At 37.5% G+C, this 14,015-nt stretch carries 10 protein-coding genes; 2 read left to right on the top strand and 8 right to left on the bottom strand.

Annotated elements, in window-relative coordinates; all coding sequences use genetic code 11:
• Nucleotides 1-10 precede the first annotated feature (10 nt).
• The 7 genes from IEV57_RS17910 to IEV57_RS17880 are packed head-to-tail and all read right to left on the bottom strand — an operon-like array spanning nucleotide 11 to nucleotide 9,377.
• The gene (locus IEV57_RS17910) at nucleotides 11-1,060 is read right to left on the bottom strand and encodes a glycosyltransferase family protein (protein ID WP_188444412.1); all 1,050 of its coding nucleotides are present in this window, start codon (nucleotides 1,058-1,060) and stop codon (nucleotides 11-13) included.
• Nucleotides 1,029-2,360, bottom strand: a complete 1,332-nt coding sequence (locus IEV57_RS17905; protein ID WP_188444411.1) for a glycosyltransferase — start codon at nucleotides 2,358-2,360, stop codon at nucleotides 1,029-1,031. Before IEV57_RS17905 ends, IEV57_RS17910 begins: the two co-directional genes overlap by 32 nt.
• On the bottom strand, nucleotides 2,361-3,626 hold the full coding sequence (locus IEV57_RS17900) for a hypothetical protein (RefSeq protein WP_188444410.1): 1,266 nt from the start codon (nucleotides 3,624-3,626) through the stop codon (nucleotides 2,361-2,363).
• On the bottom strand, nucleotides 3,623-4,846 hold the full coding sequence (locus tag IEV57_RS17895) for a glycosyltransferase (RefSeq protein ID WP_188444409.1): 1,224 nt from the start codon (nucleotides 4,844-4,846) through the stop codon (nucleotides 3,623-3,625). Before IEV57_RS17895 ends, IEV57_RS17900 begins: the two co-directional genes overlap by 4 nt.
• An 11-nt stretch (nucleotides 4,847-4,857) precedes the next feature.
• A complete protein-coding gene (locus tag IEV57_RS17890) occupies nucleotides 4,858-6,237 on the bottom strand; it encodes an MATE family efflux transporter (protein ID WP_188444408.1) in 1,380 nt (459 codons plus the stop codon).
• A 10-nt stretch (nucleotides 6,238-6,247) separates the two neighbouring features.
• Nucleotides 6,248-8,581, bottom strand: a complete 2,334-nt coding sequence (locus IEV57_RS17885; RefSeq protein ID WP_188444407.1) for a GumC family protein — start codon at nucleotides 8,579-8,581, stop codon at nucleotides 6,248-6,250.
• A gap of 1 nt (nucleotide 8,582) precedes the next feature.
• Nucleotides 8,583-9,377, bottom strand: a complete 795-nt coding sequence (locus IEV57_RS17880) for a polysaccharide biosynthesis/export family protein (protein WP_188444406.1) — start codon at nucleotides 9,375-9,377, stop codon at nucleotides 8,583-8,585.
• A 286-nt stretch (nucleotides 9,378-9,663) separates the two neighbouring features.
• On the opposite strand from IEV57_RS17880, the gene IEV57_RS17875 reads away from it, so the two are divergent.
• A complete protein-coding gene (locus tag IEV57_RS17875; protein ID WP_188444405.1) occupies nucleotides 9,664-11,088 on the top strand; it encodes an aldehyde dehydrogenase family protein in 1,425 nt (474 codons plus the stop codon).
• Nucleotides 11,079-12,218 (top strand): P1 family peptidase, encoded by a 1,140-nt coding sequence (locus tag IEV57_RS17870; RefSeq protein WP_188444404.1) that lies wholly within the window; start codon nucleotides 11,079-11,081, stop codon nucleotides 12,216-12,218. Before IEV57_RS17875 ends, IEV57_RS17870 begins: the two co-directional genes overlap by 10 nt.
• 176 nt (nucleotides 12,219-12,394) lie before the next feature.
• On the opposite strand, the gene IEV57_RS17865 is transcribed toward IEV57_RS17870, so the two are convergent.
• Nucleotides 12,395-13,924: a cryptochrome/photolyase family protein gene (locus IEV57_RS17865; RefSeq protein ID WP_188444426.1), complete on the bottom strand. Its 1,530-nt coding sequence runs from the start codon at nucleotides 13,922-13,924 to the stop codon at nucleotides 12,395-12,397.
• Nucleotides 13,925-14,015 lie beyond the last annotated feature (91 nt).

Here is a 14,015-nt window from a genome sequence, read left to right as displayed (position 1 = left end):
AAATTAAAAATCAATTATTTCTCAATCCCCTGTAGATTACATTCAAGTTTGTAGCAAAATTTTTCCAAGAATTCTCTCTAAAAAACACTCTTAATTGTGCTATTTCACTCTTTCTCAAATCCTGATAAGCTGTTATTATCTGTTGGATATCTTCAAATTCACTATAATTTTCTATCACACCCATATAAGAAAGGTCTTTGAACGATCCTATATTTGGCCCGAGTATCCTTGCGTCCATTCGCATAGAATCCATCAATGTGCCTGAACTCAAAAGTGAGGGGGAGTTGTACGGAAAAAATACATATTTCGACTTCTGAGCAAAGGAAGAAATTTCTTCTAGCGTTCGAAATTCATTGATGTGTGTGATTTTTTCATTCAGACTCTTATTCAGTCTGATTAAGTAGTCTTGGTCAAAGCATTTACCGATAATCAGGACAGTTATTTTATCCTCCTGAACCAAGTTTTTATTGATAAATTCAAGAAAGTCCGCGACACCTTTATAAGGATGCAAAGCACCCCAAATGAGCAGATCATATTCTTTGATTGAACTCTTGACAGACGCAATTCTCGGACGTGCAGGATGAGGAAGATAATGGACTTTTCCCTCCATTCCTTTAGAGACATTTGCAACAAAGTCGATTCCTTCACTTGAATGCGTGATGATCAAATCAGATGATTTAATCAATACTTTATACATCCAATCTGTCCAGAAATTTTTGTCCGTCGAATGGGAGTATTTATTATGAAGAACCCAAATCATCTTCTTATTCATCAGCTTTGCAAGCCAGGTAAACAAGATGAAAAACATAACTTGAAGTTTTCCAAAACGATAAATTGGGAGATTCTCAACCCAATTGAAGAAATAGATATCAGTCCTGAAGAGATTTTCAAAAAACTCCAAAACTCCACCTCTATTTTCCTTCTTGTTCACAATTTTGAAATGGGCGGATAATGCCCCTTCCATGTTGACGATGTATGGATTCGGAGATTCTACCTGGGTGAAATCTACTTTCGGATAAAAGAACAGCCTATCCATGGTCTTTCTTGGTTGAGCAATCATTCAAAATTTTGAAGAACCTTTTCTGAACCATAGTTTTTGTGTGATAATTTGTAGCCACATTTCTTCCCGATTCAGAAACTCGTAACCTTGAGGTAGGATCAAAAAGAAGTGAACTCAATGATTCTGTGAGTTTTTCAAGACTATTTTCAGTTAAAACTGACGCCCAGCCCAACTTCAAAGCGTTTTTGACAATGGCAGTATCATTTGGTGCTAAGATTAATATTGGCGTACCGCAAATCATATATTCAGATGCCTTCGTAGGCATAGAGAACTTGATGAATTCTATTGATTCTTCCGAAAAATCGTAGGGAAGAAACAGCAAATCTGCATTGGCAAAAATATAGGGTAAATCACCATAAGGAGCCAATTCACGATAAGAGACATTTTCATATTTTTGAATCCAATCTGGCTGATTTTCTGTCTGAACCACAAAATTTACTTTGATAGTAAGTTTTTGATTCAACTTAGCAACAGCTTTAGCCATCAATATCAAGGAAGAATCAATCCCTAGCCCTACTCTCCCAGCATAAAGGATGGTAGGGTGAGTGCTAAGAGTTAAATCAGCTTTTTGATGTCTTGTCCAGAACTCTTCATCAACAGGATTATGAAAGACCTCCGAATTTATTCCATATCTAGACTGATATTCTTCAGCCATATAATCACTAATCGTTAAGACTTTGTCACTACTTAGAAGTAGTTTTTCAAATTCATCCTCTGTTGTTTTTTTCCAAATCAATTTGGAAAATTTCGACTGACTAGCCAATGAAACCCAATCATCCATCATGTGAAAGATGAATGGAATGTCTATCGCATCTAAAATCTGCTGACAAAATCTAACTTGCTGTATATTGTGCGCCTGAGCATAAATGACCGTCGGATTAAAATTTTCGATCCATGCCAAAAGTTGTTCAGAAGGTTCCAAGGAATAGGAAGCTTGATAGACACCAAGATACTTGACCATTGGAAAAACCATCTCATTGACGATTTTACCCTTCAAAGATTTTTTTTTCAAAGTTGATCCTAGGGTTTTGGACTCTTCTTGATTTTTGCCAATGCTTCCAGAGAAGTTTTTTGAACTCATTTGGCTAAATGGAAATCTCCAATGCTGCTCCAAAGAGCCAAGCTGATAATAATGATTGCTCTTTTCGAAATTAGTATGGGTATTGACAAGCTGAGCAGCACAAACAATGGCAATCTGATCAGGATTAATTCCTTCAAATAAATTTGAAAGTGTAATTCCACCACCAGTTTGATTATCAAACGGCTGATTCAAAATCAGTATTTTTACAGATTTGTCCATTTAAAGCTTTTTTAGATATTGCATGATTGTAGCGTCATTGAGGTTTCTGATTTCTTTTGAATAGCAAATTCCTACACCAATCCACATCATCAGATAATTCAAGGTAAACGTGTCCACTGAGGATGGATACATATTTACCAAGCCTATGAAAATCCAAAGGCCAAAAGCTTTCGTTATTAAATTTTTTGAGAAGAAAATGCCCAAAATCGAAGCAGGAATCATGATCAGTAAGAGCAAACCCAAACTCACAACCCCTCCTTTAAGAATGATTTGGAGAAACCCTGTTTCAATCACTTTTCGGTAAAGTGCATTCTCATCCCAATCTACACCTGGACAGAAATATTGTCCCAAAAGACCCTTTCCGATCAACCAATCTCTGGTACTCATGTCTTCGTAAAAGCAATCTGAGACCTTAGATCTCGTGTCTTCCATTCCACGATCCATCACAGTAGAAAAGAGACTGGACTTATTTAGTACTTCAGCCCCTACAAGAAGCGCTGTGGAGAGTAGCATTAAAAAAATCACAATCATAAGCATGCGATTTTCACCTCTCGCCAAGTAGACAAATCCAGCAATAAGCAAAATCAAAGCACAATAGAGCATCAATCCTCTTCTTCCTTGATAAGTTGCCATCAACAAAATGCCAAGTATAACTGTCAAGGAAAGGATGTTTGATTTCCAAGAATGGTAAGGAAAAGTAATCAGAACAAACCCCGATACAAGCCCCAAAGTCCTCGAGAAAACTTCAGTCATCACAATGGCTTCATTTCCTCCTCTGACAATAAGAAATGGAGAGAATATCACAAAAAAGATCACCAACAATATCGAGAATATCTTGACAGAGTCGATCATCTTTTTGAATAGACCTAGCTTCATCGGAAAAAGACAAACTATTGGCGACAAATAAATGAATAGGCCAAACCATCCATCAATCAAAAGATCACGAAGTGTGTAGTATTGAAAAGTCATGCCCCTCGAAATCACGTAAACCAAAAAGAGAATATATAGATAATAAATACTCCTTAAATAGATATTCTCAATGCGAAGGTCTGCCAATAAGATAGCTGATGGTAGAAAAAGAAGTACTCCTACGATTTGAATCGAACTACAAAGAATATAATTCATTACACCTGATGAAGCCAATGAAAAGCCTAGACAGTAGAGGATAAAACCTAGAAAAAACAGATTGACCAATCTTGTCTCAGACAACGTCAGTTGTTGCAAAAACCTAGTTTTTCTTTTTTCAGAAAGGATTGAAGGCATCATACCAATTCAATTATTTGGTTCAAAAAAGATTTATGTGCTTCGAAAATGCTTGAAGAATCAAATTTTTCGGTTAAATAACCCTTCACATCATTCTCAAGACAATAAACAATACCATCAGCTAATTCTTGGGAGTTGAATTTTTCTGCCAAAAACCCATTTTCGAGGTGATTGATCATCTCTGGAATTCCACCAGTTTGAAAACCCACAACTGGCACACCGCACTTTAAACTTTCTAGTACTGTGGTTGGTAAATTGTCTGCTAGAGATGGAATCACAAATACATCCATCGAATTATATGCTTCACAGATATCTTCCTCTGAGGTCAGAAAACTTGTATAACTTACTTTAAATGCTATTTCCTGAATAATTTCTTCAGAAAGGTTCCCTCCAAAAACTAATATTTCATAGTCATTGATATGACCTGTTTTCGCTATAATTTTTATCGCCTCCAACATATATTTAAACCCCTTGTAAGGACTGTTTATATAATTGGCTCCAAATCCTATGATTTTCTTGTCATTACTTTTTGAGATGTATTTCCCCAGAATCTCAGCTTTGGGATAGAAACTTTCTGAAACAGGATTGTAAATTTGTTGAATCAGCTTACCCTTAAGCAATGTCGCTTCCAGTGCATTATTCTTCATCCAAATGCTCGGGGAAATAAAATAAATGTTCTTAAAATCATTAAATAAATTTCTCTTTTCTTGAAACAAGTAGAACGATCTATCTTTCTCTAGATCTTTATTCAAAATCGGGCAGTTCCCACAGTTTTTAGTATATTTTCTACAGTCAAAACTATAATGGCAGCCGCTTGTAAAAGTCCACATATCGTGCAACACAAAAACCATAGGTTTTCCTAGTTTTGCCAGTTTCATCAAACTTTCGATGTTCAAAAAACCATTTAAAACCCAATGCACATAAATCACATCAGCCTTATTAACCGATTCGTGTGACGAGATATCTGTCCCCAAAATCGGGTAGCTAAAGTCTCCCAATTCACTCCGATTATCTCGATTCAAAAATTTTTGAACTTTATGATCTATCCCAGCTTTGTAATTAGGAAATTTCCCTAGCCATCTGATCTCTTTATCCTTAGGAGTGAAGTTACTGAACAATGAAAGTACGGAGGAATTTATACCATTTGCTGTCATGAGATCATGCAGCGTGATGGTATAATTACCTGATGCCGAGGACCCATATTGTAGATGTATTACATTCATTTTCAAGTCGTTTATTTTAACCAAAATCCTTTTTTCTTTTTTTCCACTACCATATAATATTGCAGTGGTGCCAAGATGACTCCGTTCACATTTGCAATAATCGCTGCTATAAACAAGGCGCTAACCCCCATTTCAAATTGACCTATAAGTGTAATCGCAATAAAAATGTAGAGGATGGGACTAAATACACTTGACCAAAATTGAATTCTCAAGGCACTGATTCCATTCAAAAAGGATACATATTTGCTCCCAAAGATGAATAAGGTAAAGAAGACAAAACCCCATAAAGAAAGCTGAAAATCAATCTGAATCGTCCCCTTTCCCAACCACAAGTCATAGATATCCTGAGCGAAATACAACATCACAAGACCCACGAAAAACAACAAGACATTGAGCTTATTATACTTATTGATGCTGCTCTTTATCCACTGAAAATCTTTTCTCAAAAACGCCTCCGTAGAAGCAGACCAAAAGGGTGTCAAGAAGATGGCAAAAGCCATGTTGATCACACCAAAATACCGATGCACAATATTAAAAGCTGTCACATCAGTAGTAGAGAAATTCCGTGCTATGATAATGTTAGCAGATTCATATTGGATGATCGCTGCAATCTGAATAATGAAGAATTTTCCGCCTAGTTGGAATAAGCTTTTTGCATGCTTAAAATCAACCGCTGCAATGCTTGGCTTGAATTCTTTATATTTTCCACTGAAGAGCACATAGTTGGCCACCAACAAAACCATGATCGGACTGATGCAAAGAGCCAAACCCAAATTAATCAAGGATCCTTCTGTAAAAACGACCAAGAAAATGATCGATAGCAAAGAAATAAATTGACCAATAAGCTCAATGAAACTTGCTTTGGCAGGTTGTTGATCTGCAGTCAGGATAGAGGTGACTGTCTTAAGAATAAATTGAAGACAGAAGTAAGTAAATACGATTACAACCAAGATGGACAGTTCAGTTACCATTGCTGAATCCACCTTCAATATCGAACTCCAGTCTAGAAAACTATTAGTAAATAGAAAGACAAGCCATACCAAAAAGAAAATCAGAGCCAAGGAGGCATATGTGGTAGAGACATATATCTTAGCTTGTTCTTTGTTCCCCTCAGCTAGCGCTTCTGCAAATTTGTTTCTCAATCCTTGCGTCAATCCGATATCAAAAAAAGCAAACCAACCCACAATGGAGCTTAAGGTAAGCCAAATCCCATATCTTGAAGGATTCACATAGTCAATAGTCAAAGGAACCATGGCCAAACTAATCAAAATACTCGTCCCTCTGATGAATAAAGCCCCCAGGATATTCTTTTTTGCTTTTACGCTTCTTTCCTGTCCATCATTTAGATAGGTTGATACTTTTTGGAAACCTGATCTAATTTTCTGGATCATTCTATTTTTTTCAGTTTAAAGCTGGGGCATAATCGTATCCATAGCCATAGCCATGGGCCACACTGATACCATTTAAGACAAGCATTGGGTTATTCAATCTTTCTTTTATTCCGTAATTTGAGAGTATACTTAGATGGTCTGTTGTTGTATAATTTGACCTGACCACATACAATGTGATATCTGCATAGCTCGTGATAGCCAGTGCATCTGGAACCATCCCCACCGGAGATGAATCGATGATAACATAATCAAATCGACTCTTCAATTCTTGAATCATCTCCCCAAGCTTAGGTAAGCTCATGATTTCGGAAGGGTTTGAAGCTAATTTGCCCGCTCCCATGTAATAGAAATTCTCTTGGTTAGGATGTTTTTTGATCAAGCTGTCTAGATCAGGGTTTTTGTTGGTGAGGTATTCTATAATCCCTTCTTTTTCCTTGGGCATCTTCAAGCTTTTGAGTAAAGAGGGTTTTCTCAAATCAAACTCCAGTACTATTACTTTTTTATCAATGAGATTCAAGCTCGCTCCTAGGTTCAAACTACAGAAGGTTTTCCCCTCTCCTGACACACTCGAAGTTACCAAGATGACACCATTACCTTTACCCTTATTCAATGAGAATACGCTGGACCTGAGTAGTCTGAATTGTTCGGCAACTGGTGATTTGATTTTATCTGAAAAGACAAGATTTTCACCATTTTCATCTCTAGAAATTTCTGCAATTACAGAAAGCCCAGTAAGGTTTTGAACCTCTGATTTATTTTCAATCTTATTGTTGAAAAAGTTCTTGATAAATACAATTAGGAAAGGAATTCCAAATCCCATAATGATCGCAAATGCGATAACGAGTATAATATTTGGTTTGACAGGCGTATAGGACGCTCTAGCAGTATCTACGATCCTCAAAAAAGAATTGGAAGTAGCGGCCAAGGACATCTGTGCTTCTTCATTTTTTCTATTCAAATCTTGATATTGCTCGAGTTTATTCAATCTCAATCGGGTGATTTCTTCAAGCTCTCGCTCTATCTGAGGGATCCTAGAAGACCTCCCTTCAAATCTTGAGGAGTTTGCCTCAAGATTTCTGGTAGCGATTTGCAAACTAGACTTAAGGTTATTCAAATTCTCCATGATAAAGGATCTTTGACTCGCAATCCTATCATTTAGTGTCAATACCAGTGTACTGTTAGGTTGCACATCCCTTAAAAGTCTGTCTCTTTCTCTTTGAAGCTCATTGTAGCTTTCAATCGCATTGACTAAAGCTGCATCTGTGAGCGTCAGCGAGCTTGGAATTGTTTTGCTATCTTCGGATGTGGTACTTCTCAATAGGTTTTGAATCGACTCTACTACTTGTATTTGAGTTCTGTAGGCAGAAATTTGAGTTCTATTTTGATTGGATCCTTCCAGATAGAGTCTTGCTTCTGTTCCCAAATCGCTAATTTGATTCTGGTTTTTCAGCCTTTCGATATCACTTTCAATGACATCAATCTCTGTAGCTAGTGTATTGAGCTGCCCAGACAAAAAAGAGACAACAGTGGTTGCAGATTGATTTTTTTCATTTTCTGTTTGAGAATTGTACTTCAATATCAGATTATCTATGATTGCAACTCCCCTTTCTGGAATATTATCTAAACTGGAAATTTGCAAGACACTAGACTGCTTGTTGGTAGGCTCCACATTGAGTGCAGAACTGTAATTTCTTGCCAAACCTTCTGCACTTCTGAAGTAGATACTGAAATTTTTGCTATCAAGGGAGTCAAGCACTACATCTCCTCTTAAGTCAATGGTAAATTCTCCAAAATGACCAGATATCACTTCCCCAAATCGGTGAATTTTTTTGGTCCCTTCGACAGCAAGTTCAAAACTATTGTCATTGATAATAGAGACTTTGTATTCATCGTCATCCAATTCATATTGCCATTCTCGATTCGACCAATCGATTAGAATTGGACTGTTAGTTTTATAAAATTCTTTTTTTCTCCCAAGCCTATCCTTAGAATAAACCAAAGTCATAATATCTAAGTCTTCCAACACACTTTCCATCAACTGAACAGATTTAAACACTTCCATTTCATTGTCGATGATTTTGGAAGATCTGTAACTATCCAATTCTTGCATCAAGGGATTATCAGAAAAATCCACTCCTTTTTCTCGATCTCTAATCACAATTTTACTCGAAATTTGATAGAGAGGAGTAGCATAAAACAGGTAAATCCCTGCGAATACTAAAGCACAAAGAACCCCAATTATAAAGAGCCATTTATATTTCAAATATCCTCTTATTGTTTTCCGCGGATTGAGTTCATTTCCATCCGTTCCAAAGCCGTCTAGCAATACATCTGAAGCTTTCATCTTAGTTGAATAAATTTTGGTAATTGAATATTATTGCAACTATTACCGAAGAGGCTACAGAAAGGACTGTGATTAAAGTTGAGTTATTTTTTGCATCCTTTTCCTTTTGACTGTCAGTTTCTACGTACACGATATCATTTTGCTCCAAATAATAATAAGGGGAGCTCAGTACATTTGTAGAATTAAGATCTACTCTAAAAGCATTCCTAACGCCATCCACATCACGCATGACCAATACATTTTCCCTCTTTCCGTAAAGCGTGAGATCACCTGCAAGGCCTAATGCGTCGAAAATATTTATTCTGTCAGTTCCAATGATGAAGCTCGATGGCTTGTTGACCTCACCGATGACTGTTACTTTAAAGTTGGTGATCATCAAGTTGACGCTTGGCTCCTTGACTTGAGATTTGAGTAAAAATTTCAATTCTTCTCTTGCTCCTTGGAGACTCAGTCCACCCAGCTTGATTTCTCCCAAAATCGGGAAATCAATCATTCCTTCTTCATTTACTAAATACACATTTTGATCTGTGCTTTCTTGTCGATTATCGAGGGTATTTACAGCCTCAATATTCTCTACGACTCTTCCCCGATTAAAAAGTAAATTCGACTCACTACTGGAGCTATTGACTGTTATTTTCAGTCTATCGAAGGGTTTGATTTTTACTTGAGAAACTTCTTTGATTGGAGTGGAGAAGTTTGAGTTTGGTTCTATATCACTAAAATAGGTAAGATTCCTCTTAGCACAGCTACTGATAAGTAATGCGAGCATTAAAAATGGTACAATTGAGATTTTCATGGTAGTGGGATATGTTGACCTTTACGATAGAGCACGGTCATTGCGAATTGTAAACGTGATACATTTTTATGTATATAAAAAGCATTTCATTATATTTATTTTGAAACTTACTTCTGTTTTGACCAATTTTTTACGAAAAAAAATTCCTACTTTTGAAGCAAAAAAAGGAAGGAAATTAAAGCAAAAATTTGATTCGAATGAAATAAAAAAACAAGCGAAATTCAGCTTTAAATTTTTAAAAATCTCAAAAATGACTACCTTTTATATCTTATAAATTCAAAATTACATGACTGAAAAATTCAATTCACTCTCGATAGACAACACCTTCAATTCCCAAAAATCTAAATCAATTTCGTTGAGATCCTCCACTGCTGCCGAAAGAATCAGGCAACTAGAAAAACTGCAAGATTGGATCAAATCTCACTTGGAAGATATTCGAAAAGGGATCTTTGCTGACTTCAAAAAACCTTATCCGGAAATTGATGCCTCAGAGATTTTTGTGGTGACTTCTGAGATCAAGCATGCCATCAAAAACATTGAGTCATGGATGAAACCAACGAAGGTTTCTACACCTTTACCTATGTTAGGAAGCAATTCCCATATCCAATATGAACCTAAAGGGACCACACTCATTATTGCCCCATGGAATTATCCTTTCAATTTGGCAATTGGTCCACTTGTGTCCGCGTTGGCCGCAGGATGTACGGCGATCATCAAACCCTCAGAAATGACTCCACATACCTCCGCTTTGATAAAAAGGATGATAGAAGAGGTTTTTGAGCCAGAATTAGTGGCTGTATTTGAAGGAGAGGTGGAAGTTGCTCAACATTTACTTTCTAAGCCTTTTGATCATATTTTCTTCACTGGAAGTCCTGCCGTGGGCAAAATTGTGATGAAAGCTGCCGCTGAAAACCTCACCTCTGTGACTTTAGAGCTGGGTGGAAAGTCACCTGCTATCATTGATTCTCATGTAGATATACAAGATGCAGCTTCTAAAATCGTCTGGGGTAAATATGTGAATTGTGGACAAACATGCATTGCGCCCGATTATCTCTTGGTGCAAGAGAACATCAAAAATGAGCTGATCGAAGCAATACAAGTTAAAATCAAGGAAATGTATGACCCCAAAAACAAAGGGATATCCCAATCAAAAGATTATGCACGGATTGTCAACGATCGCCATTTGAAGAGAATGAAAAATCTTCTTCAAGATGCTACTCTCAAAGGTGCCAAAGCTGTAATTGGCGGGGAAATACTAGAAGCTGAGAACTATTTCGAGCCTACTGTGCTCACTGAAGTGAGTGATAAAATGGATGTAATGGAGGAGGAAATATTTGGCCCAATCCTTCCGATTATGACTTATACAAATACCACGGAGGCTATTCAATATATCAATAACAAACCCAAGCCGCTTGCCTTGTATATCTTCTCAAACTCTGAAGAAGTAGCAAACACGATTTTGATACAAACCTCATCAGGAGGTGCCGTAGTCAATGATTGTGTTGTACACTTTCTGCAAAATGAACTTCCTTTTGGAGGTGTCAATAACTCCGGGATAGGTAAAGCGCATGGGCATTTTGGGTTTCTTGCTTTCAGCAATGAAAAAGCGGTGCTCGAGCAGCGTGTTGGTTTTATTCCGTCAAAGTCACTTTATCCACCTTATAATTTTATTGGTAAAAAAATCTCCCAAGCTCTTTTGAAATGGTTCTAACGCAAAGATTACTTCAGTATCTTTCTGTATTCAGCATTCTATTTATCCAATTTGAATCCACACTAGCTCAAAATCGAACACGGGATTTGGGAATAGAAATCGGTGTGATGTCTCCAGGACAAAAAAACTCCATCCTTGACGTAAAAGGTGTGAGTGTTGGACATTTGACAAAAATCGAAGGGACTGATATCAGAACAGGCGTCACTGCAATTCTTCCGCACCAAGGGAATTTGTTTCAGCAAAAAGTACCTGCCGCAGTTTTCGTTGGAAATGGATTTGGGAAATTAGCAGGAACAACCCAAATCGAGGAATTGGGAAATATTGAATCTCCTATAATTCTCACCAATACGATGAGTGTTGCCGCAGGTATCGTAGGTGTGATTCAATACACCATTGATCAATCAGGCAATGAAAATGTCCAATCTGTCAATGCCATAGTCGGCGAAACGAATGATGGTTTTTTGAATGACATCAGAGGCATGCATATTACCAAGGAAGATGTTCTTCAAGCTATAAACAACGCCAATTCCATTCTTGTAGAAGAAGGAAATGTAGGCGCTGGCACAGGAACCGTTTGTTTTGGATTCAAGGGTGGGATTGGAACCTCCTCCCGACTGCTTCCAAAACCTCTCGGAGGATACACCGTAGGTGTATTGGTTCAAACCAACTTTGGTGGTGTCTTGCAGATCAATGGCGCTCCAATAGGCAAAGAACTCGAGCAATATACTTTTCGAAATCAACTTGAATCAGCAGATGGATCGTGTATGATTATCGTCGCGACTGATGCGCCCGTAGGAGAGCGGAATCTCAAAAGAATGGCGCAAAGAGCGATGATGGGCTTAGCAAAAACAGGCGGAATTGCCTCCAATGGCTCCGGAGATTATGTGATAGCCTTTTCAAATTATATTGGAAATCTAATTCCACATCAAGAAAAGTCCATGAGCTTATCTGAGAAAAAAGAGCTCCGAAATGATGACATGACAGCTCTTTTTTTGGCAACCATAGAAGCCACAGAAGAGGCAATTATAAATTCACTTTTTGCTGCTGAAGATATGGAAGGGAAAAACGGACGCAAAATTCAAGCGCTTCCAAAAGAAAAAGTGCTTGAAATAATAAAACGCAATGATTAGCCGCAATGACACAAGTATGTGATTTTATCACAAATAATCTTTCGGATGATCGTTATCAACGCCACGGCGCACAAGGGTTATTAGTCGATTAGTTATCCGTGCACCAATTGCTTTAAAACATACCATTTCGTTTAGCGACTGGCGAAAAAACAGATATATCTAGAAAACATTGAGGATTATAAATCCTCAATGTTTTCTAGATAATAATCTCCTTGCTTCAAGATCGCTTCCTGATCTTTCATTTTGGCAAGCGTCCTGTACGCCATCCCAATTCTAGGGTTTTTGGCAAGTTTGGATTCATTTCTTGCATAAAAATGCCAATAAAGACTATTGAAAGGACAAGCTTTTTCTCCCACTTTCAGGGCTTTTTTATAAAAACATCCGCTACAATAATTACTCATTTTGTCGATATAATTAGCGGAAGAAACGTAAGGTTTGGTGCCTACTATTCCACCATCAGCAAATTGACTCATGCCTCTTGTGTTGGTAATTTCTACCCACTCGATAGCATCTATGTAAATCCCTAGATACCATTCATCGAGTTCATCTGGAGAAATCCCCGCCAAAAGCGCAAAATTTCCCGTGACCATCAATCTTTGAATGTGATGCGCATAAGCTGATTCCAATGATTGATCGACAGCATGCTTGACACAACTCATCTTGGTCTCTCCAGTCCAAAAATAATCGGGAAGCTTTCTGTCATGGTTGAAAAAATTCATCGTCTTGAATTCCGGCATTTTTGCCCAATAAACCCCACGCATATACTCTCTCCAGCCAATTATCTGCCTAATAAAGCCTTCTACCTGCGCTATGGAAACTGTTTCTTGATGTGCGAGCCAGTATTTTTCTACCTCCTGCACCACTTCTAGAGGAGAGAGCATTTTGGTATTCATCGCAAAACTCAATCGGCTGTGAAAGAGAAATTTATCTCCTGAGTACATCGCATCTTGATATTCACCAAAGCTTGACAATAACTTTTGGCAGAAATAAGTGATCAGCTCCAAACTTTCTTCCCTGCTCACAGGCCATTCAAAGTGCTTGGGATCACAACTTCCGATCGTCTTGATTTCCATTTTTTGGAGTAAGTCAAGAATCTCTGATACATCTTTTTTGAAGACTTTTGGCGGAACCAATAGAATAGGGTCTTTCAATTTATTCCTATTGTCATGATCATAATTCCATTTCCCGGTGATTGGCTCTTTTCCATCCATCAGGATGTCATATTTTCTACGCATCTCTCGGTAGAAACTCTCCATCAAATATGTCTTTTTCCCTTTAAAAAAATCTTTGAGGAAGTTTCTTTCTGTTAAAAAATGCTCGCTGTCAAAAGCCTCTGTAGGGATAGCTATTTGCTCACACAATTCTTTTAGCTGCATATCCAGACGATATTCATCGGGCAATTGATACTCGAACTTTTCAAAACCTTGATCTTGGATCAATTTCTTGATATTTGTCTCGAGGTTTTGCTGATTTTCTTCATCATCTAAATTCAAATAAATCACCTGATGGCCAGTCTCTGTCAGTGATTTTGAAAAATTTCGCATAGCAAGAAAAAAACCAACCACCTTCTGAATATGGTGCTTCACATAATCAGTCTCCTGCTTCATTTCCATCAAAAGATAAGTAACCTCTGGAGATTGGTTCTGAAACCATGAATGTTTGCTATTTAATTGATCACCGAGAATTAACCTGAGTGTTTTTTTCATCATATAAAAGGATTGAATTGTATCTTATAAAGCTAAAAAAGCAGCTTTTGTTTAGGTAAAAAAAAGCCCCTATCTATAAAGACAGGGGCAA

It is taken from the genome of Belliella aquatica, from assembly GCF_014637795.1.
Lineage (GTDB): Bacteria > Bacteroidota > Bacteroidia > Cytophagales > Cyclobacteriaceae > Belliella > Belliella aquatica.
This window is presented reverse-complemented; position numbering and strand designations above follow the sequence as displayed.